The organism is Neptunomonas concharum (assembly GCF_008630635.1).
GTDB lineage: Bacteria > Pseudomonadota > Gammaproteobacteria > Pseudomonadales > Balneatricaceae > Neptunomonas > Neptunomonas concharum.
Genome location: NZ_CP043869.1, coordinates 2916288 through 2937571, shown reverse-complemented (window position 1 = coordinate 2937571; position 21284 = coordinate 2916288). Strand labels below are relative to the sequence as shown.

Sequence of the window (21284 nt, the reverse complement as noted above, 5' to 3'; positions counted from 1 at the left end):
GTTTACTCCATCGCCTTTACAGGGAGGCCAGTAATGGCGTTAGGAAGCTGTGTTGTGATGATCTTATCGCCCTCTGAGAGTTGCTCGGAGGTAACCAACACCCAAGGCTGGTTGTTTGTAGCGCGGGTATCACCCACGCGATTGACGGTGACAGCTTCAAGTTTACCGTCATTAACCCGATACACTCTGTCCGTTCCGTAAAGAGCCAGCGGCGGTATAGCAATGATATTATCTTGAGCTGGTAGCGTCAGGGTTAGCGAGAGAGTTCGACCCGGTTCGGGTGCGATTTTTCCGTCTTCTATCTCAAATAGGGCATCAACCCCGGACTTGCCTTTATCGACTTCGCTGGCGAGGCGGCTAAGACGTAATGTTACCGGAGTGGCGTCAATGTTCGCTTGAGCCATTAGCCCTTGCTCCCCACTCAGCCCTTGCCTGATTTGCGGTAATATACGCGAAGGGATTTGTGAACGTACTTGTAGCGTTTTGGGGTTGTATAAGGACAACAGTGGGTCGCCGCTACGTACTCGATCTCCAGATGCGATGGCAATCGACGCTACACGCGCATCATAGGGAGCCACGATTTGAGTGCGCTCCAGATCGAGTTTTGCTGTAGCTAATAATGAGGAAATCCGACTTTTTTCGGCTTCAAGTTGTGCCAACTGTGCTGGAAAAGATGTAATGGCCTGTTTGCGGTTGTTTAAGGAGAGTGCCTGTTGTTGATAACTGCGTCGTGCGTTATCGAGTTGGTCTTCTGAACCTACTTTGCGTTTTACTAAGTCCTGATAGCGAGATACGGTTTTCGCAGCGAGTGAGTAGAGATTTTGTTCAATTTTTAAAGCGGCCTGATCTGAGGCATGTTGAATATTGGCCGCATCAATTTTTGCTTGGATGCTGTGTAAATCTGCTTGGCGCTGCTGTACAACTAGCTGTGCATCCCTTGAGTCCAGTTGAATTAATAAGTCCCCTTTAGATACAGCAATACCTTCGCGTGCGGGCACAGCATCCACAAAGGCGGTTACTGCCGAAGATAATTGGGTCAGTTGAGGTGACTCTACCTGCCCGTACAGAATGATTTCAGGACTGAGGCTTTGAAAAGTCACCGGCTGAGTTTGCACCGACCAAACCTTTTCAGTCACAGGCTTTGACGGGGCCTGAGGTTTTGTCGATTTGAGCAAGTAAAAGCCCCCACCTGCGACGATTAAAAAGATTACGGGTAAAAGCCACTTGAGGTGTCGAGTTGCTGGAGAAGTTGAACTGCTTTTTTCTGTATCCGACATGACTGTTCTTTTCCTGAACAAAGACGTAAGTGCTACTTAACGGGTTAGTTCCATCGTGTTAGTGCTTGAAACTAAAAATAGTTTAACTGTTTTATGGGTGTACGTGGGTATTGTTTACGCAACTTTACAATTTTCGGATGCGTGTTAACTTAGACAAATCTATTGTGGCCTTCATCACAAGCGCCGGTCACGTTTCAACCTATCTTCAAAAGAGGATTCACTCTGTGCGAACAGAATCGGTCAAAGGGTTAAATGCTAAGGGCTTTCACAACATGGTTTATCATGAGTGGGGGAGTCAGGATAACGACCGAGTTATCGTCTGCGTTCATGGTCTTGCCCGTAATAGTCGAGACTTCGATGAAATTGCCAAAGCTTTATCCAGAGATTATCGGGTAATCTGCCCTGATGTGGTTGGACGTGGGGAAAGCGACTGGCTATCCGATCCCACAGGTTATGGGATGCCTCAATACTTATCGGATATGACGGCTTTGCTGGCGCGACTTAATGTTAAGCAGGTTGATTGGTTAGGTACATCCATGGGTGGCATTATCGGTATGCTATTGGCTGCTATGCCACAAACACCCATTCGCAAGCTGATACTCAACGATATTGGAGCTTTTGTTGCAAAAGAGTCGTTGCAGCGTATTGGTGATTACTTAGTACCCAAGCGTTTTGCAACGCTAGCGTCAGCCTGTCAGTTTATGCAAGCGACCTACCCGGGCCTAAAAAACCTGACAGAATCTCAGTGGGCACATGTTACCCAACATAGCTTTCGGCAAGATGGCAGTGAATGGACCCAGCATTATGATCCTGCTATTGGTGATATCACTCGCGCGGTTTCCGATCAAAATGTGGATCTTTGGCCTGTATGGCGAATGATATCTTGCCCGCAAATGTTGATTTGGGGGGATGCGTCTGATGTGCTCAATCAGGCAACCGTGGAGCAGATGCAAACCGAAAACCCAGATTTACATCTGTACCGTTTGCCCGGGGTTCCCCATGTGCCTTCTTTAATGGAGGATGTTCAGATTAAAGAAATAATTCAATGGTTAAGAAGTCACTAGGCGAAAAGGGTAGTTCATGAATCGGAATGTACTCTGGCCCAAAGACCAGTTGTGTATGAGTCATGCTGAGCGAAAAGAGGCTGTTAAGTCTGTCGAAAAAGCCTTTGCTACGGCGCTTGCGTCTCTCAAAGTGGATATAGGTTTGGTGGAGATGTTTGAGTCCATCTATGTACCTTTGGGCGCTTGGTTAATGTGCCGGAAAAAACAGCACAATGGACCATTGGTTGTTGGAATTAATGGTGCTCAAGGGGCTGGTAAATCAACACTCTTTAATTTGATTGAGGTGATTCTTAGTGAGGCCTTTGGTCTGAAGGTTGTCGGTTTTTCTCTGGATGACTTGTATAAAACGCGTTTCGAACGGGAGCGCTTGGCAGAAATTGTCCATCCTTTACTCATCACTCGTGGTGTGCCCGGTACACATGATGTTCAGCTAGGTATCGATATTATTCGCTCCTTAAAAAAGGGAGATCCTGATCAGCCCACTAAGATACCGGTTTTTGATAAGTCGATTGATGACCGCTGCCCACCGTCGGTGTGGCAAGAGTGGCAAGGCCCTGTGGATGTGATTGTGTTTGAAGGCTGGTGTGTTGGGGCTTTACCACAGAGCCAGCAACAGCTGAGTGAGCCTGTCAATATGCTTGAGAGGGTGGAAGATGCTAATGGTGATTGGCGCCGTTATGTGAACCGCCAAATCGAAGAGAAATATCAGGAACTCTTCAGCATGATAGATACGCTGGTGATGCTTAAGGTTCCTAGTATGGAGGCGGTATATGAGTGGCGCTCTCTCCAAGAGAAGAAACTTGCAGACAGAGTAAAGTATATTTTTGATACCCAGCAGCCTACCGACCATCTAAGAATCATGAACGAGGAAGAAATCAACCGCTTTATTCAGCATTACGAGCGTCTGACCCGCTCTATGTTGGGTGAAATGCCTGATAGGGCTGATGTTACCCTGATGCTCAATGAAAACCATAAAATTAGTCAGATTCAGATTAATCAGCCCTTGGCGCATTGCCGCGAGGCTTGAGGAGTTAATTCTATGTTGAAACGCATCGTGTTCATGGCGGCAGTTATTTTGTTGTCTGGGTGTCAAAGTGCATATTACTCGGCTATGGAAAAGGTCGGTGTACATAAGCGCGATATTTTGGTGGATCGGGTTGAAGAGGCGCGAGATGCTCAAGGTGAGGCTCAGGAGCAGTTTCGGGATGCTCTGGAACAATACCGGGCCGTTGTTCAGTTTAGCGGCGGAGAGCTTGATGTGCTCTACAACCGATTAAAAGAGGAATATGACCAAAGCGCTGAAGCTGCCGAGCAGGTGTCTGAGCGTATCGATAGTGTTGAAAGTGTCGCTGAAGCCCTTTTTAAAGAGTGGGAAGAGGAGCTTGGCCAATATCAAAGCGAGAATTTAAGGGCACAGAGTGCTAAACAACTCAAAGATACCAAGCGCAGATATGGTGAGCTGGTGTACGTGATGAAGCGCGCGGAAAAACGTATGAAGCCTGTCCTTACCGCGCTGAATGATAATGTTTTATACCTCAAACATAACCTCAATGCCCGAGCTGTTGGGGCGCTGAAAGGTGAGTTTGCGGGAATACGCCAAAACATTGACCGGTTGATTAATGATATGCAGCGCTCGATTCAAGAATCGGATGCTTTTATTCGCTCGATGGAAAGCAGTCGTTCATCCTAGGCTTTTAAATCGGCAGGAGTGTCGTTGAAGCCACGCCATGTAACACTTTGTTAATGGCTCGATTGTTCTGATCGGCGATCAGTCGGGCCATCATATCCTGCAAAGAGATCATTTTCCCAAATAAGCGCTCGAAGCTCAGGTTGCTAATACGGGTCTCCCCGTCAATGCTATTACTCAATAACAGTAAGTTCCCATGGCCATCACGACGATTATTTAGTAACCACGCGATAGACTCTAAATTCCTCGCGCAGTTATATATTTTCTGCTGGTCGAGTTTGTCCAGCATGAAGAACTCATCTTGGAAGTTGTAAGAAGTATGAATCATGCCTGCAACGCCTGCCATCAGAGCAAACACGCGATCACCTTGGAAGTCGGGGTTAAAAGTAAGAGGAATGGCACTGTTTCCGTAAGCGTTCCCTAATTCAGTGAAGCGAACGGTGCGAGGCATACCAAATAGCTGCTGAACTCGCTTCGCAATGGTCGTACCTTTAGGGGCTTTCTTGAGTTCTCTTGGGTTGAGCTTATAGAGCTTAATCATCAGGGCTTTTGCCAGTGTATTAAGTTCCTGCATATGCGCATCAGTCACCATATCAATATCGGATTTACCGAGGTTTTTGATATGAAATGGCCGAGTGCCTCCTTGTTGGCAGCCCGTTAGCAATAAAAGCGAAAGCAGTAGCGCTGCTACATGTGAATAAGTTAACGGCTGAAAAATGTTCAGGTCACATCTCATCAATGTTAAATAATGCTCCAGATTGTGCGGGAGGGCTATCCTCAGGGGAAGTAAAGCTTAATCCCCCTCCGATAATGGTTTCTAAGCTGTCAGCGCGTACGTTTAAGCCACCGAGTAGCGATAGGTCCACGTTTACGCCACTGGCATTAGTAAATACGCTATCTTGTTTGACCAGAGTGGCGTATTCGGGTTTCACATTGATAAAAATTTCCACGTATTTACCATTAGAGGTCAAGTCATAGCCCGTCACGCTGCCAACAGGCATCTTGCGGTATAAAATCGGACTGCCTTTGATAATAGAGCCTAAATCAGGGGCTTGGATCGTGATATTCAGGCCTGACAGATTTTGGAAAGACGGTGGCTTAGTTAAGCCGGTAAATTTAAACTGTGCCTTGCCCCCTCGTTGTCCGTTCATAGACTCAATATAGTTGCCTGTCAGCACGCCTGCGGGGTTTTCGATGGCGCTAAGCCTGATCACAGGCTCTACAACCCAAAAACTGCTGCCTTGCGCTGCTAAAAAGTGCCCATCTCTAAACAGATCAATCCCTGCTCTGATCTGTGTGCCGCTGTTGATTACGCGTGCATCGCTCACCTTGCCAATAATCTGACCTTTGTAGCGGACATCAGCGTGTCGCTTGATATTTCTTCCTGCAGGAAAGTCCACTTCTATTCGCAGGGGTTGCTCAATACTGCTGGTACGATCGGGGTACAGGGTAAATAGGTGGTTGGAGGACACTTTCTCTCCAACGAAGTCGTTCTCAAAAGCCACGCCGCCGCTGACGAGTGAAGCTAGGGACTCTGTGCGAATATCAATTTCCTTGAGCGTTCCTTTGACGGTTACACCACTGGTATCCCAAAAACGGCTGCCATCATTAATCAAGTGGCGATAAGGGGCCTCGATCAGACCGTAAATAGTTAAGCTTTTGCCATCCTTGTCTAAGACGGTTTCTACTAATTCACCCACCTTAAACCGTTTGTAAAGGATAGGATCGCCCGGGGATAAACCGCCAGCTGATTCAGTGTGTAATCGGATCCGTAACGCATTTTTGTATTGGCTGTCTGCGAGTTTTCCATGATCGGATGCTGCATGGTAGCTGGAAAATAAAGAGTAATGCGCGGGCTGTTTTGTCTTATTCCCAGTGACAGGGTTAAAAAAGGCGATGCCACCCCGAAACAAAGCAGAAGCCGACTCCGTGGTTAGCTGGACACCTTGCTCCAGAGAGGCATTGATACGTACGCCGCTGGCGTTCCAGAAGCGAGAGGTGGGCTTAATCAAATGTTGGTAACGCTGCTCTATAGCCGCCTTGATAATGATCTCTTTGCCGTTATCCGATAGTTGATAATCGATGACTTCACCCACCGGTAGTTGACGAAAGAGAATAGGCGAGCCTTTGTCTATAGAGCCTAATGAACTGGTGCGTAGTTCAATTGTGGTTCCATTTCGCAACTGGTGCTTAGCAGGGGCAAAGTCGAGTGCAGTAAAGTCACGCTTTTTCGAGCCTTGGCCCGGTTCCATTTCAATGAAGCTGCCTTTGAGTAGCGTGCTGACTGAACTTAACGTTTGTAAGGAAATCTCGGGCTTTTGCAGCCAAAACCGAGAGCCTTCTCTGAGCATGTCAGCTGCCCGAGGGTCGATCAGTAAGTGAGCATCTAAATGTTGAAAGTCATCGGTTAGCACAGCTTGAGTAACGCGCCCAATGGTGATGCCTTGGCTTTCCACTAATGTGCCTTCAGAAAGATTGGTCGCCCCAGGAAAGCGCAGAGTGACAGGAATGCCATCTTGAGCATCTTCATAGTCATCATAAAGGGAAAATGTCAGCCCATTGTCTGCCTGTTTAGCTGTTTCGTCGGGCGTAGAGAAGTGAATCCCCCCGGCGATAATCGAGGCCAATGATCCAATTTGTATATCCAGTTTAGGCAGGTCAGCTTTAACTTTAATGCCACTGGCATTCCAGAATCGGGTGTTCGTTTTGATTAAATAGGTAAAATGGGGCTCAATATAGGTCTCAATCTGTACCTGCTTTCCGTCAGGACTAAGGGCATGGCTTAAGACTTCGCCTACCTCGATATCTCGGTAATAAACTTTTGCACCTTGATAAACGGAACGGGCGCTATCAGCCACTAAGGTGAGATACAGTCCACTAGAGTTTTTAACCGGTGGCGGTGGTTGATCAAGTGCCTCAAATCGGGATTGCGTATCCCCTTCAAGACCCGGTTGAAAGCCAATATAGTGCCCGGACAGTAATGTTTCCAGCCCTCTTACGCCCGAGAGAGAGACTTGAGGCTTTACGAGCCAGAATTGTGCGTTATGGGTGAGTGTATCGGCAGTTTCAGGCACCATTTCAACGCGCGCTTTGACACGTCTAAGGTCTTGGTCAATTGTCAGCTCTTTGACAACACCCGCAGGCAAGCCTCGATAAAGCACTTTGGTTTTATTGGCTTCTAAGCCGGCGGCTGAATCGAAGATGATATCGATCTCCACGCCTTTATCGCTATAGTTTTTATAGACCAGCCAGCCTGCAATAATGGCCGCTAATAATGGTAAAAACCAAATAGCAGAAGGGAGATGGCGGCGTGTAATTACTGGGTCTTGGTCACTCATGTGTCAGCCTCAGAAAGCTCCAGATGTTTATCCCAAATGAGACGAGTATCAAAACTATTAGCAGCCAGCATCGTTAAAATAACGGCTGCAGCGAAAGCGGTAGCGCCTGTATTGCCAACGACACTGGCGAGGTTCCCTAGCTGAACAATCGCGGCTAAGATGGCGACAACAAATATATCCAGCATAGACCAGCGTCCAATCCACTCTACGAAGCGATACATGAGCATCTTTTGATGTACATTGGTGGTCCATCCCATTTGAACCGTCAACAGTAATATAACGAGTCCAACGATTTTAAGCAGCGGTATGATAATGGATGCCGTGAGCACGACCAAGGCTATCCAGAGCATATCGTGCTCTAGCAGTTGTATGACCCCCTGCATGATCGTAGCAGGATCTCCTTGACCGAGGGATTTGAATGTCATAATCGGTAATAGGTTAGCGGGCAACAGCATCGCAGCGGATGCCACCAATAGCGCCCATGTATAGGTGAGGGAGTTTGGGATTCTTGCATGAAGTCGCGTCCCACAGCGGTTGCATTTTTGACCCTCGTGGCGTAAGTGGGCGGGTTTATTGCAGCAATGGCAGGTAATAAGCCCACGGCTTAGCGCTGATTGTTGCATGTTCTGCGCTCCAGTTGTTCGATTCGTCTCCAAAAGCGATGTTTGTCCAGCTGTGTTGAGGTTAATAGCGTTGTAATGATTAACCCTGTGAGGCTGTATAAACCAATGCCGGGGGTCACTTCTGCGACATCAACCAGTTTTATAATAGATACGAGGATTCCCAACATATAAATCTCTAACATTCCCCAACTATCCATCTGTTGATAACTTTTCATTGCCCAACTCAGTAAGGGAGCAGGCTTGTGTAACAGTAAGCAGCTGCTGAGATAAATGAGCAGTAGGAGTTTGAACAACGGTACGACAATGGCGGATAGCAGCACTAGTCCAGAGACAGCATACAGATGGCTATCGTACAAAGCCTTAACTGATGTGAAAATAGTCTCTGATTGTGATAAACCGAGTGCATTGAGTGACAGTATGGGAAAGAGATTGGCAGGAAAAAAGAGTATTAAACCCGCGATGGCCAGCGCCAATGTTCTCTCAATGGAGCGATGCTTACTGGCAACCAGAGTCGATTGGCAGCGTGGGCAGTGTGCTTCAAATTGATCGGGTACAGCACACCGGTTCAATAAGAGGTCACATTCAGAACAGATCCAAAACTTTTCCGGTTGTATCAACTGATCGTCCTGCTTGGTCATAGAGTGTTTTCTGAACGAAATTGAGAAGGCAGTATGCCAGATTTTTGCCGATGATGGCTATCGTGACTCGGTTATTCAAGATGCCGTCTACAGGAGAATTCGTTATAGTAGAGCGATTCAAAAGGAGGGCAACTATGTCAGATTTTACGGCAGATATCAGTCAACTCAGACGAGAGTATCTTGCTCAGGGCGTCAGCCGAAGCGACTTAAGTCACGATCCCGTTATGCAATTTTCCAAGTGGTTTGATGTGGCTTGTCGAGCAAGGCCCGATGATGCGACATCAATGACGTTAGCGACGGCTGATAAGCAGGGGCGCCCTTCAGCGAGAATCGTGTTGCTGAAGCATTTTGATCGTGAAGGTTTTTGTTGGTACACCGATCAGGAAAGCCAGAAAGGGAAAGAGCTAGCCGAAAATCCTCAGGCAGAAATACTGTTTTACTGGTATGGGTTGGAGCGACAGATCCGTATTAAAGGGCGGGTAGAAACGCTAAGCGGCGAGCAGGCTGATACATACTTTCATGCCCGACCACTAGGTAGCCAGCTGAGCGCGCTGGCCTCCCATCAAAGCCAACCTGTTGAGTCTCGTGAGCTTTTAGAGCGTCGAGTGGCTGAGCTTGAAACACTACATAGCGAAAATGAAGTACCACGACCTGCAAGATGGGGCGGTTATCGTCTGATACCCGATGTATTTGAGTTTTGGCAGGGGCGTGAAAGCCGTTTGCATGATCGGTTTCGTTATGACCGTGAAGCTGATCAGTGGCATATCACGAGGTTGCAACCATGATCGATATGCTAACGGTTGAAACGGCTCCTGTGTGTGATGCCGTTGTTATCTGGATGCATGGATTAGGTGCAGATGGCGCTGATTTTCCTCCCACGATACCTTATTTGAGATTGCCGGAAGAGCTTAAAATACGCTTTCTTTTCCCTAATGCACCTGAACGCCCGGTGACGATCAATGGAGGCTGGGTGATGCGTTCGTGGTATGACATTCTTAGCATGGATAATAATGGCCGGGAGATTAGTCGTGATGAGCTGCGATCTTCTGTGGATAGCATTAGCGCTATTATTCAGGCTCAGACTGCAGCAGGGATTGCACCTGAACGGATTTTATTGGTGGGCTTTTCTCAAGGGGGCGCCGTAGCTTATGAAACCGGTCTGACTTACCCACAGAAAATTGGCGGAATTGCTGCTATGTCGACTTACTTACCTCGCCATTTAGATGAGGTCGCTCCAAGCGCAGTGAAAGATCTACCCATCATTGCGCTTCATGGCACTATGGATGATGTTGTGTCCTTGGCGATGGGAGAGTCTGCGGTGGAGCAACTCAGTAAAGTGGGTTATAAGCCACAGTGGAAAACGTTTCCTATGGGGCACGAAGTATCCATTGAATCACTTAACACATTAGGCCGATGGATGAGCGAACGGCTCCACCATTAAGGAAGCATTGCATGCAAATTACAGAAAACCATGTTGTCTCTTTTCACTATGCGTTGATCAATGATCAAGGCGAGGTCCTAGATGGCTCCCGTGCAGGTAACGCTATTCCATATCTTCATGGCCATCGGAATATTGTTCCAGGTTTGGAAGAGGCAATGGAAGGAAAAAGCGCTGGAGATACCTTTAAAATCACCTTAGCTCCTCAGCAAGCCTATGGCTCTCGTGATGAAGAGAAGGTCTATGATGTTGATCCTCAGCTCTTTGCTGGTATCGAAGGTGTTGAGCCAGGGTTCATGTGTCAGATGACAAATGAGTCAGGCGAGCAGGAGCTTGTCTCTGTTTTGGAAGTCGGCGACGATTACGTGACCGTTGACGCCAATCACCCTTATGCCGGCCAATCACTGACGTTTGATGTAGAAATTGTTGATGTCAGACTGGCCACCCCGCAAGAGTTAGAAGCCGGTCAGATTATCTGATTTCTCGATACTAAAGGCGTTTGTTAGTGCAAACGCCTTATACTTTTTCTCTCCATTCTAGCTCACCAATATGCACATTTAACCACTCAAACCCTATTCGTTTAGCGACGGCAGCAGCTCCGTCCAGACTTTTAAATTCCCTCTCTTTCTTACTTCTCTGAAGATCCAGCGTGATTACGCTCGCGTCTTTAACGATAAATTTCAGTGTCCATCCTCGTGACATAGCAACAGGTGTTGCTTGGCAAGATTCAAAAACACCCGCATTAAAAAGAAGTTTTATTTCTCTCTCTTGCATTGTCTTTCACCTTTTTTGATTAATCGTTAAATCTTAATGATTATTTTATATTATATATTGATTTTAAGTCAAGTTTTTAAAGGTTTTTTGTTCTATTTAAATTATTGATTTATAACGAATAAATAAAAATTTTCTGCGTTATAAATGCTTCTTAGTAAAATTTATAATTTGTTGTTATATATAGAAATTTAATTTTAAATTTTTGCATATATGAATAAACAAAAATAATTTTTAGTAAATCTTTACTTAATTTTGATAATTCATAAAGTTTATATTTATCGATAAGCCTTCCAGGCTGCTAACTGCGAGCTCGTGGGGTAGAGGGCGGGAGGGAAACTTTTGACTTAGATCAAGTGTTTGATCTGCTAAGTTAATGATGGGTGATATAAAATTCTTTTAAATCATGTGGTTACTTGTGGTTAAGAAATATCAGGTAGAAGTGTTGAGCCATATCAATTTTTTCTAATGTGTTGCCGTGTAATCTGTTACCAACGTTAAAAAGAATTCTCAATGAGGTGTGGTTATGTTTGGTATTGATCCTTATGCTTTTGAAACTCTCTGGCCTAGCCTTCTGGGTGTGGCAGGCATGACTGCGGTGATGGTGTGGGGGTTCTTCAAAGTTCGTCATCTGATGAACGAAGACCAAACCAAGAAGTAATCTTACAGTCTGTCCAACCCTTATATAGGTTCTAAGTAAACGCCCGATATTTTTCGGGCGTTTTGCTTTTCAGCGGTAGGTAAGTGATGGGATTGTTGTGTCTAGAAACCTAAATCATATCCACCGTCACAGGCAGGTGTGTAAAGTCAGCAAACTCTTGTGCGACTTGCTTTGCATAGGCTGGATAGCGAAGATTACTGATCGCCACCTGCTCACCATTTTTGCACATCATCACGACCTGGTAAGGCAGATTCTTTGCACCACGGCTAATCACTCTAAACCCAAGTACGTCGTTTAAATTATATTCACGGTAAAAAATGGGGTAGATACTAGAGGCTTTCAACACTATTTTACGGGTTTGTAGGTTTACCCTTACTCTGTAGTGAGTAAAGGTAGCGTGCCAGCCCAGTGTGGTGATCAGGCCAATCGCCCAAAACGGTAAATCGCCGGGGCCTGCAGCAAAATAGATATTTAATAGACCCACCAACAAAATAACAGCGCCCAGCCCACTTAATAGAATGCGTGAAAACAGATCTTGTCGATAGCTGGCGCGATTGGGTGAGTGTACTTTAAAAATCATAACAACACCCCAGACTCTATAAGCGCCGCTAGCACACTAAATACAGGAATAGGCAAAGCTAGCTTTAACAATGCTCCGCGTGACCAGATGGGTACCACTAAACTAGATTTATATAAAGGAGGTTCTACCTTGGCTGAAGTTTTCTCAGGGACCGGTTTAATAGCATGAGGGGCAGCTCCTTCAGCCCGCCACGGGTGCTTATTGGGCCAATCACTGATTTGCTCAAGCGCCACGACACGAAACTGTTGCTGAAGGTAGTCCATTAACGCATGCGCATCACTAGGCTGATCAAACACATACAATTGGTTTAAGAGGCTCACCTGTAGACGTTGGTTGCTTTCTCCGCGGGTTAGCAGTATTTCTACCGTTTCTGCGTGATGGGCGTCTATCATCTGCTCTGCTCGCCACCAAGCAGACCGCTGCAGAAACACCCGATTCGTCATCCTATCAAACACCAGTCGGTGTGACTGACCAAATAGATAGAAACCGGTAAAAGCGCTAATCAATGTAAGTACGCCGTAAAAAGCACCTTCATGCCCTTCCAGCACCACACTTAAGACCAGCGACTGAACACACAAAAACAACAGAAAGGCACCGCCTAGCTTAATCATTACCCCTTTTTTTGTATGCAGACTGAGGCCTGAACCATCCGCTTCAGGGCGCAGGAGTTTTTTTACTTTATCGGGTAAGGCTTGGTAATGTGCGTTCATATCTTTTTAAATTCATAGGGTTACCATAAACGGCCTATGGTACACACCAAACAGGCCGGACTAAAGTCAAGAGATTAGACGCAGGTAACCCGTTTGGACTGATGCACTCAGTACCCTGTACTGGTCTTAGCAAAATCAACGCACTTAACTGGCCATTAGGAGCCTAGGTGCGCCTGAATTCGTGGAATAGCTTATACATCATGGGTACTAAGATGAGGCTGACCAGCATGGAAAAGCTGAGGCCCCAAACAACTGTTATTGCCAAGGGTTGAAGCATTTCGGCACCTTCTCCCCACCCTAAAGCCAGAGGCAGCATCCCTACAACAGTACTGAGTGTGGTCATCAGAATGGGACGCAGGCGAAGGCGAGCGGCTTCCCGTACCGCATGATCGAGTGACTTCCCTTTGATTCGCGCAAGTTCTATATACTCCACTAATAAAATAGCATTGTTTACCACGATACCAATGAGCATAATCATGCCGAGCCATATAGGCATGGATAGGGGCAATTTTAAAAAGTAGATTGCCAATGAGACACCGCAGGCTGCAAAAGGCACACTAATAATAATGATCAATGGGTTCAGTAATGACTCGTATTGAATAGCCATGACGACAAATACAAGAAAGAGTGCCAGTAACAAGAGTACGTGGGTGAGCTGTTGCTGTGCTTGTAATGCCTGCTCTGAACCGCCGTCATATAACGTGTAACCTTCGGGTAAAGGGAAGTTTTGTCGAAGCTGACGCAATTCAGTTATAGCTTCTCCTAGCGTGGTTTCTTCACTTAGCGTAGCAGTGAGTTCGATAATCCTCATCTGGTTGTCGCGTTTGATAGAGGCGGGTGTCTCTATCAGCGTGATATCGGCTACATGACCTAAATAAACCGGTTGCTGAGATTTGTTCTCAGGAAAAAGCAGGATGGCGTCTAAATCCTGAGGTGTGGCTATCTCCTCTTGAGCTAAGCGTAAGCGAATATCGTAGCTGCGGTCGCCATCCAGAAAATCACTAATGACGCTGCCTTGCAAAGCGATCCGAGCCGCCTGAGTAAGTGACTGAATATCTAGGCCTAGTTGGACGGCACGTTGCCTATCTAATGTAATCGCAAGTTCAAACTGCTCCTCTTCTGCAGAGTGAGAGATGTTTTTAAGGCCGCGGATATCGCGCATTTTCTGAGTCAGGTCATCAGCTAATAACTTCATTGTTGAGAGATCATTTCCTTGCAGTCGTAGGCTGATGTCGTCGTCACCGCTGTTGGTTCGAATGCCGCGTATACCCCTTTGTGACATGCGCACGGTAAAACCTGCCAATTGCATCTGTGCAATCTGTCGCTTCATATTGGCAATCCACTCTTCACTTGTCAGGGTGCGTTGTGACAGAGGTTTGAGTTGAGCAATGATTGTGGAGCGGCTAGGGATCTCTCTTGCGGTGCGGCCAAATACGGAGCCTCCAACTAAGGTAAACAGCGTGTCGGTTTCAGGTTGGGCGGCAAAGAGGGATTCAATTTGTTGGGTGCGGCTATTCATCTCATCAAGCGATACGCCACTATCGGCTAATAGGGTAATACGAATACGCCCGTCATCTAGTTTGGGTAAGAATATTTGCTTGCCGGATAGAAAAACAGGAAGGCTAAGCGCTAGTCCGCTGCAAAAAAGCAAAACGATGAGCCAACGAAGCGGGAGTAGTCTGGTGATTAAACATGCGTAGCATGTTTGTAACGTGTCAATTTTATGGTCGAACCATACTCTAAAACGGTTTCGGCTTAGAGTTGTTACTTTAGCGGCAAAGGCGGGAACTAGCGTCAGCGCGATAACCATTGACGCAAAAATAGCGGCTGAAATGGTGAAAATCAGCTCTCGGAAAAGTAACCCTGTTAATCCGCCGATAAATAGAAAGGGCAAAACGGCTGACAGGTTGGTGGAGGTCGAGGCCACAATAGCACCGTTAACTTCGGTTGCCGCTGTGGTTGCGGCCTCTTTCGAGGGTTCATTATCGGCTTGGTGGCGGTAAATGTTTTCTAACATCACAATGGTGTTATCGACTAACATTCCAATGCCTAATGCCAAGCCGCCTAGGGTCATAACATTGAGTGTTAGACCGCCTAATCCCATTAAAATACAGGTAAACATGACGGCAATGGGGATCGCGCTGCCAATAATGACCGTGCGTCTTAAATTGCCTAAAAATATATAAACGACCGCCATTGCTAACAAAGCGCCGCTGATTGCCGCAAGCGTGGCATTTTTAAGGGATTGCACAATATAAACCGACTGATCAGCTACCGGTATAATCTCAACATCCTGCGGTATCACTCCTTGCTCTGTTAGCCATTCCAGTCGCTGTTGTACAATCTCGGCCACAGCGGTTGTGTTGGCGGTTGGCTGTTTTTGAATAGATAACTTGATACCGCTAATACCATTTGCTCGAATCAAAATCCGCTCATCTTCTTGATGATCAATAACGCGTGCTACATCACTGAGGTAGAAAATTTGTCCATTCTGTTGGCTAATAGGCAGTTGGCGTAATTGATCAAGTGAGTGAATACGCCCTTGGATGCGTCCGGTGATTTCATTGGATGGCATCTGAATGCGCCCAATCGGTTCGTCGCTATTGGCTTTTTGGATGGCATTGGTAAGGTCTTTGTAGGTGAGGCCTAAGCCGGCTAGTCGTTTTTGATCGGGAATGACTTGTATCTCTCTTTCAACGCCGCCTCCCACTTCCGCTGCAGCAACACCGGGCAGATTAATAAACCACTTACTCAGTTGGTGGTCTACCCAACGCCTCAGCTCTATGGTTTCTCTCAGTGGTGAACTAATGACAAACTCCATGACGGGAATTTGTGAAGGGTCAAGTTTGTAGATGACGGGTGGGTCAATTGAGTCAGGTAAAAAACGTTTGGCTCTATCCAAACGTGTGCTGGCATCCCGCAGTGCTATATCAATATCTTTGCCATACTCAAAGGCGAGATCGACGGTGCTTAAGCCCCGACTGGTATTCGATTGAATGCTGATGACATCTTCAGTAATGGCGAGTTGTTCCTCCAATTGTCGAGTTATTTTATCTTCCATGACAGTTGAAGGAACGCCTGAGTCGGTGATACGTACACGGATCTCTGGGTAAATGATATGGGGAAGCAGATCTATCGCCAGTTTACTTAGTGCAAACATACCCAAGACAATGACGGCAAGCGCTATCATACTGACGCCTACAGGGTGACGAATCGACCAGGCGGCTAATCCTCTTTGGGGGCTACTCACGGTAAAGTACCTTGTGCGGATTTGACGAGCGTGACATCAGTACCTGATTTTAGGTTAGTAAAACCTCTTGTGATAACTTGATCGCCTGCATTTAGCCCCTCCAGAACCTCAATGCTTTCTGCAATTCGTTCACCTGTTCTTATGTAGGATTTTTTCGCCTTCTGTTGGTTGTTCAAAATGAATAAATAATCTCCTTGCGCATCTCTACGTAACGAGGAGAAGGGGACGAGTAGTCGCTCAGCAGTTTGGGTATTGAGCGTTACTCTGGCTAATTGTCCGGGTCTTGCTCCTGAGGGAACCGGATTAATTGATATTTCTACAGTGCCTGTGCGTGTTATAGGGTTTAGATTAGGGTGTATGCGTGTGATTTCCCCTTTAAGGGTGTTTAAGTGCGTAAGCGCATCGATACGAATATCAACCTCATCACCGATAGATAGTTGATTCAGCAATAGCTCTGAAATCGGTACTTCAGTGACTAAAGCACTTTGGTCAGATAGGGTAAGTAGGTGGGTATAGCGCTCGGCAATATTGTTAGTTTCACTTAGCCGCTCACTGACAATCCCACTGATAGGGGCATATAAGCGGGTGTAGTCAAGTCGCGTTTGGAGAAGCTGCTCATCAGCTTTTGCAATTTCAAGCGCCGTCTCAGCATCATTTAAGTCAGTCACTGAAGTAAGTTTACGCTGATTGAGGCTACGAACACGCTGTAGATCTTTTTCGGCTTTGCGTCTTATTGCTTGTGTCCGTTGCAGTTGAGCTTTCAGTAAATGATCATCCAAGCGAACAATAAGATCTCCTTTGTTAATCGTATCTCCCTCGAAGAAAGGCATCTCAATAATGCGTCCCTCCTCCTGATTGAAGACCTGTATTTCGCGGATGGCTTTTAGCGTGCCAGCTCTTTCTCGTATGATTGAGTTAATAGAAGGTTGGGCGTGAATTGCCTCGACTAAGTGTTGGCGAGTGGGCTTCTGAGCACGAGTAGGAGGTGGTGCTTCAGAGCATCCGGTGCCAAATACCCCAAGAATACAAATGAATGAGAGCGGTCGAAACAAAGCTGAAAGCATATGGCCTCACAAACGCTGCTCCTCGGAGGGGCCGAGGCAGACCAACCGATTCTAGGGGCATTTATATTAAAGATCTATAGCCTTTGAAACCCGCCTTGCCAGAGTATTGCTTGGCGAATATCCGATACGTTTGAGGTTCCGGCTAAAGCCATAGTGACTTCCAGTTCTTCTCTAATGATGCGCAACATATGCGCTACGCCTAAGGATCCTGCAACTGCTAATGCATAGATTTGGGGTCGCCCGACCATTACGGCATCTGCACCGAGAGCGATCGCTTTAAATACGTCCGTACCTCGCTCGATAGCACCATCCATTAGGAGTAAAAAATCATCCCCAGCATGAGATCTGATAACAGGCAGCATCTCAATGGCGGTTGGGACGCAATCCAGCACCCGCCCGCCATGGTTAGATACAACGATACCAGAGACTCCCATATCTTTAGCGCGTAGCGCATCGGCAGGATGTAAAACACCCTTGAGAATGATAGGCAGTTGAGTGTTTTTGATAAGCCACTCAATTTCATTCCAGGTGGGAGCTTCGGTCATCATCCCTTGGAAAACAATACTCTCATTAGGATCCAGTATCGCTTCAGGTAAGGGAGGGCGATCTCTTAAATTGACGGCTTCGATGCCTTTAGGTAGCTGGAACCCTGCTCGTTGAGCGCGATTACGAATGCCATGTAGTGGCGCGTCGACAGTTACGATTAAGGCGGTATAGCCAGCCGCTTCTGCGCGTTTAATCAGCTCTAATGTAAACGCTTTACTTTGCTGAAAGTATAGCTGAAACCACTTTGGCGACTTAAGTGTTTGGGCAATATTTTCAATCGACTCAGAGGCCAATGTGCTTACCACCATCCCTGCCTCGAGTAAGCTTGCGGCAGCAGCTGTGGCCAGTTCTCCGTCTGGGTGAGCGATTTTTTGAAATGCTACCGGTGCAAGCAAAATGGGGTGGCGAAACGATTCACCTAAAAGGCGGGTTGCGGTTGTTCCTTTGGTTACATCCTGCAAAACTCTCGGCTGTATGAAATATTGATCCAAAATTTTGCGGTTGCGCTTGAGGGTAACTTCGTCAGCACCGCCGCCTGAAATATAGTCGTAAATTGCACCGGATAGGTGGCGTTTAGCGTACCGCTCATAGTCGCTTAGACTAACAAGATCGCGGGGGATTTGTGTTAGTGTGGATGGGTAGTGCATGGCTGCTCCAGTATCAAGTATCGCACCATTGGCGAATGAGTCGGTGATAAGTGGTGGTAAGACGCATCACATCAGGGTGTTCATGGCCATGAATGGGCGTTAGCGATTGAATACTTTGATCAAGATCGAATAGTATTTCACGCTGTTCATGGCTACGCACCATGCTTTGTAACCAAAGAAAAGCACTGGTGCGGCAACCTTGGGTGACAGGTGTCACTTGGTGCAAACGGGTGGAGGGGTAGAGGATCATATCACCAGCTGCAAGCTTTACATTGTGAGTGCCGTAGTTATCTTCTATCTGCAATTCACCGCCTTGATATTCATCAGGCTCGCTCAGAAATAGGGTGGCAGAGAGATCGGTTCTTACTCGAACCGGTGTTCCAGGCACGATACGAATCGCATTATCGACATGCAGCCCATAAGTTTCCCCCTGTTCATATCGATTTAGCATCGGTGGGTAAATTTTTAACGGTAAGGCGGCCGCAATAAACGTGGGGTGCTGAGATAACGCCGTTAGAATAAAATCGCCTATTTGCTGAGCTATTTCACTTTGCTGAGGGATTTGTTGATTACGTTTTTGATCCTTTGCTTGGGTGCCTGCTGTGGCACGACCATCTTCCCATTGTGCTTGGTCAAGGTGAATACGAAGCTGGTCAACAGCGCTCTTTGTGAGCAGCTTTTGAATTCGAATTATCATGTGTGGGTTATATCCAACGAGGAAAGGGGGCTAATGCCCCCAACGGGTTAGAATTTATAGATGAGATTGACGTTGGCTGAGCGGCCATCACCGATATATACAATACTCCCACCTCGGTAAACCGCGGTGTAGTAGTCTTCATCGGTCAGGTTTTGGATGTTCGCCCTTAGGCTGAGTTGGTCGTTAAATTGGTAGCTCGCAAAAAGATCGTAGACCGTATAACCATCCAGCTCAATGGACGTTCGAGCCGCAGTGTCCGGTTGGCCTCCAAAAATCTCGCTGGAGTATGTCATCGTACCACCGAAGGCAAAGCGAGGTGTGGCTTGATACTTCAGCTGTAGGTTGGCACTTTGCTCAGCAAAGTTGGCTTTAGGCTTACCGATATTTTCTTCGTTATAGGATTTCAATGTTTCTGAATCCATTATGGCAATACCCGCTTGTGCACTTAGCTTGGGGGTCAGGTTGCCGGACAGCCCCAATTCAATACCTTCGACGCGATTTTTACCGGTATTTAATGATCCGCCGCTTTCGTAAGAGTTGCTTCCACCTTCTATGACCTTATCCTTGGTCGTACGGAAAACTGCTGCAGTGAGTAGCAGTTTTTCATTCATTAGGTTCCACTTTGTGCCTAATTCAACGTTGGTCGATTGCTCTGGGTCAGCATTTTTGTAGTTACCATCACTATCTGAACAGAGTCCCCCATAGCCACAGTTAGTACCTGCGTCAGCTTCTCCGCCATTGATATTGGATGAAGTGCTCCAGCTGGCGTAGATGTTACCATTGTCCCAAGGTGAATAGACCACGCCCAGATGTCCGTTTAGAAAACCATCGCTAAAGCTATACTCTTTTTCTGGCGTGATGGAGCCGTCCCTGTTGGTACGAGCTGCTGCCCACATGTCGTAGTCAAAGTAATCATAACGAACACCGCCGAATAGTTCCCACTGAGGACTGAATGTCACCGTGTCCATTAAGTAGGCTGAAACGGTTTTCAGCTCAAGCTCTGTGCGAGATGGATCACGATTGGTGGTTCCTTTCCAGCTACTATTGTCTGGGTTATAAGGATCAATGGTTACACTGTCAGTAGTGACGGTATAGCGTCCAGCTTTGGTTTTTTCATTGGCATACTCAATTCCAGCGATGATGGTATGGCGGCTATCACCTAGTTTCTTGTCAATGATCAGGTTGGTTTGATTGCCGATATAATCATTTTCTTGCCACCCCGTGAATGAGCGTAGGCTGCCGCGGCGCTTGCTGTAAGCCGAGATGATATAATTGTTTTCTGTTTGGCCAATACGGCTCTTATTCTCGAGTCGAATGTCGTCAGTTAAATCAGCATCAAACTTTAGCGTGAAAATGTCGGCAGCGGTGTCCTGGAAATCCAGACCATCTTGTCCTACATATTTGACCTGGTTGTCTGGCTTACCGTCTACCAAGAAGGTTCCTGCATCGCTGAGATCATCTCCGCGAAAGTGATAATAATCCGCTGAGATTTTTAGGGTATCGGTGGCTTGTAAAACGCCCGATAACAAGGCCCCTTGGCGTTGTTCTGCTGCAGGAGCTCGGTCGGGTATATCTGCATCGCTGAACAATGCGTTGAATCGTATGGCTAGGTCTTCGTTGACGGCTTGGTTAGTATCCAGTGTAAATCGTTTGTACTTATCTGTGCCTAAGCCTCCTTGCAGTGTCGTGAAACTTTCAGCTTGACTCGCTTTCTTTGTAACACTGTTTACGGAGCCACCAGTGGAGCCACGGCCAGCGAATGTGGAATTAGGGCCTTTTGAAATTTCAACTTGTTCGAGTGCAAAGGTTTCTCGTGTAATCAGCCCCGGGTCGCGCAGGCCGTCTGTGTAAACATCATTGCGAGCTTCGTAACCACGGATAATATAACGATCACCAAAGGAGTTCCCGCCTTCGCCTGTTCCCAGCGTAATACCGGGTTGAGCACTTAAGAGGTCTTTTAATTCTGTTTTTCCTGATTCTTCAATCACCTCTTTGGTGATAACCGTCATCGTGTGGGGGGTGTCAGCAATATCACGAACCTGGCGGCTATCAGATAGGCGTTTGGCTTTATAAGGCGCATCGGGCTCTGCGTAAGGGTTGCGGCCTGCGGCTATGCCTCTGTCTTCAATCAGTAGCGGCGTCAGATTGACTTCTTCTGCTGCCATTACTTGCGGAGTAATCGCAGCTGAGATAGCCAGTGCTAAGCTGCTTATGACGCAACTTGGTAGGCATGGTATGTTGGTTTGTTGGGATCCCAAAACCTGAGATGGCATGTTTTTTCTCCGAGAGTTTA

At 46.8% G+C, this 21284-nt stretch carries 20 protein-coding genes; 7 read left to right on the top strand and 13 right to left on the bottom strand.

Annotated features, from left to right (window positions below; translation table 11 throughout):
• Positions 1-2 precede the first annotated feature (2 nt).
• On the bottom strand, positions 3-1277 hold the full coding sequence (locus F0U83_RS13930; RefSeq protein WP_138987846.1) for an efflux RND transporter periplasmic adaptor subunit: 1275 nt from the start codon (positions 1275-1277) through the stop codon (positions 3-5).
• Between the two features lie 224 nt (positions 1278-1501).
• Here F0U83_RS13930 and F0U83_RS13925 point away from each other — a divergent pair, with 224 nt between their 5' ends.
• From F0U83_RS13925 to F0U83_RS13915, 3 genes are read left to right on the top strand one after another with little or no spacing between them, the layout of a single operon-like run.
• The gene (locus F0U83_RS13925) at positions 1502-2341 is read left to right on the top strand and encodes an alpha/beta fold hydrolase (RefSeq protein ID WP_138987845.1); all 840 of its coding nucleotides are present in this window, start codon (positions 1502-1504) and stop codon (positions 2339-2341) included.
• Positions 2342-2357: 16 nt separating this feature from the next.
• Positions 2358-3368: a hypothetical protein gene (locus F0U83_RS13920; protein WP_138987844.1), complete on the top strand. Its 1011-nt coding sequence runs from the start codon at positions 2358-2360 to the stop codon at positions 3366-3368.
• Positions 3369-3380: 12 nt separating this feature from the next.
• A complete protein-coding gene (locus tag F0U83_RS13915) occupies positions 3381-4031 on the top strand; it encodes a DUF2959 domain-containing protein (protein ID WP_138987843.1) in 651 nt (216 codons plus the stop codon).
• Positions 4032-4035: 4 nt separating this feature from the next.
• Here the strand turns inward: F0U83_RS13915 and F0U83_RS13910 are convergent, their stop codons facing one another.
• From F0U83_RS13910 to F0U83_RS13895, 4 genes are read right to left on the bottom strand one after another with little or no spacing between them, the layout of a single operon-like run.
• Positions 4036-4764 carry a hypothetical protein gene (locus F0U83_RS13910; RefSeq protein ID WP_138987991.1) on the bottom strand — a complete coding sequence of 243 codons (729 nt, stop codon included), beginning with the start codon at positions 4762-4764 and terminating at the stop codon, positions 4036-4038.
• Positions 4754-7366: an MlaD family protein gene (locus F0U83_RS13905; RefSeq protein ID WP_138987842.1), complete on the bottom strand. Its 2613-nt coding sequence runs from the start codon at positions 7364-7366 to the stop codon at positions 4754-4756. Before F0U83_RS13905 ends, F0U83_RS13910 begins: the two co-directional genes overlap by 11 nt.
• Positions 7363-7989: a paraquat-inducible protein A gene (locus F0U83_RS13900; RefSeq protein WP_138987841.1), complete on the bottom strand. Its 627-nt coding sequence runs from the start codon at positions 7987-7989 to the stop codon at positions 7363-7365. Before F0U83_RS13900 ends, F0U83_RS13905 begins: the two co-directional genes overlap by 4 nt.
• On the bottom strand, positions 7971-8627 hold the full coding sequence (locus tag F0U83_RS13895; RefSeq protein WP_138987840.1) for a paraquat-inducible protein A: 657 nt from the start codon (positions 8625-8627) through the stop codon (positions 7971-7973). The genes F0U83_RS13900 and F0U83_RS13895 overlap by 19 nt, the downstream gene beginning before the upstream one ends.
• Positions 8628-8761: 134 nt before the next feature.
• On the opposite strand from F0U83_RS13895, the gene pdxH reads away from it, so the two are divergent.
• Genes pdxH through F0U83_RS13880 form a run of 3 tightly spaced genes read left to right on the top strand, consistent with a single transcriptional unit; the run spans position 8762 to position 10544 of the window.
• On the top strand, positions 8762-9412 hold the full coding sequence (pdxH, locus tag F0U83_RS13890) for a pyridoxamine 5'-phosphate oxidase (protein ID WP_138987839.1): 651 nt from the start codon (positions 8762-8764) through the stop codon (positions 9410-9412).
• Positions 9409-10068, top strand: a complete 660-nt coding sequence (locus tag F0U83_RS13885) for an alpha/beta hydrolase (protein WP_138987838.1) — start codon at positions 9409-9411, stop codon at positions 10066-10068. Before pdxH ends, F0U83_RS13885 begins: the two co-directional genes overlap by 4 nt.
• Before the next feature lie 11 nt (positions 10069-10079).
• Positions 10080-10544 carry an FKBP-type peptidyl-prolyl cis-trans isomerase gene (locus F0U83_RS13880; protein WP_138987837.1) on the top strand — a complete coding sequence of 155 codons (465 nt, stop codon included), beginning with the start codon at positions 10080-10082 and terminating at the stop codon, positions 10542-10544.
• A gap of 37 nt (positions 10545-10581) precedes the next feature.
• On the opposite strand, the gene F0U83_RS13875 is transcribed toward F0U83_RS13880, so the two are convergent.
• Complete coding sequence (locus F0U83_RS13875; RefSeq protein ID WP_138987836.1) at positions 10582-10839, bottom strand: hypothetical protein; 258 nt, start codon at positions 10837-10839, stop codon at positions 10582-10584.
• A gap of 523 nt (positions 10840-11362) precedes the next feature.
• Here F0U83_RS13875 and F0U83_RS17350 point away from each other — a divergent pair.
• Entirely contained in the window at positions 11363-11497 is a 135-nt protein-coding gene (locus F0U83_RS17350; RefSeq protein WP_276469559.1) for a hypothetical protein, read from the top strand.
• 109 nt (positions 11498-11606) lie between these two features.
• Here F0U83_RS17350 and F0U83_RS13870 read toward each other — a convergent pair whose 3' ends face one another.
• The 7 genes from F0U83_RS13870 to F0U83_RS13840 form a co-directional block, all read right to left on the bottom strand.
• Entirely contained in the window at positions 11607-12077 is a 471-nt protein-coding gene (locus F0U83_RS13870; protein WP_138987835.1) for a hypothetical protein, read from the bottom strand.
• Positions 12074-12787: a hypothetical protein gene (locus tag F0U83_RS13865; protein ID WP_138987834.1), complete on the bottom strand. Its 714-nt coding sequence runs from the start codon at positions 12785-12787 to the stop codon at positions 12074-12076. The genes F0U83_RS13870 and F0U83_RS13865 overlap by 4 nt, the downstream gene beginning before the upstream one ends.
• Positions 12788-12950: 163 nt before the next feature.
• Positions 12951-16037, bottom strand: coding sequence for an efflux RND transporter permease subunit (locus F0U83_RS13860; RefSeq protein ID WP_211343678.1), 3087 nt, complete (start codon positions 16035-16037; stop codon positions 12951-12953).
• Entirely contained in the window at positions 16034-17101 is a 1068-nt protein-coding gene (locus F0U83_RS13855) for an efflux RND transporter periplasmic adaptor subunit (RefSeq protein ID WP_138987833.1), read from the bottom strand. The genes F0U83_RS13860 and F0U83_RS13855 overlap by 4 nt, the downstream gene beginning before the upstream one ends.
• Positions 17102-17175: 74 nt before the next feature.
• Entirely contained in the window at positions 17176-18294 is a 1119-nt protein-coding gene (locus F0U83_RS13850) for an alpha-hydroxy acid oxidase (RefSeq protein WP_138987832.1), read from the bottom strand.
• 13 nt (positions 18295-18307) lie between these two features.
• Complete coding sequence (locus tag F0U83_RS13845; protein ID WP_138987831.1) at positions 18308-18991, bottom strand: Fe2+-dependent dioxygenase; 684 nt, start codon at positions 18989-18991, stop codon at positions 18308-18310.
• Between the two features lie 47 nt (positions 18992-19038).
• A complete protein-coding gene (locus F0U83_RS13840) occupies positions 19039-21264 on the bottom strand; it encodes a TonB-dependent receptor (RefSeq protein ID WP_138987830.1) in 2226 nt (741 codons plus the stop codon).
• Positions 21265-21284 lie beyond the last annotated feature (20 nt).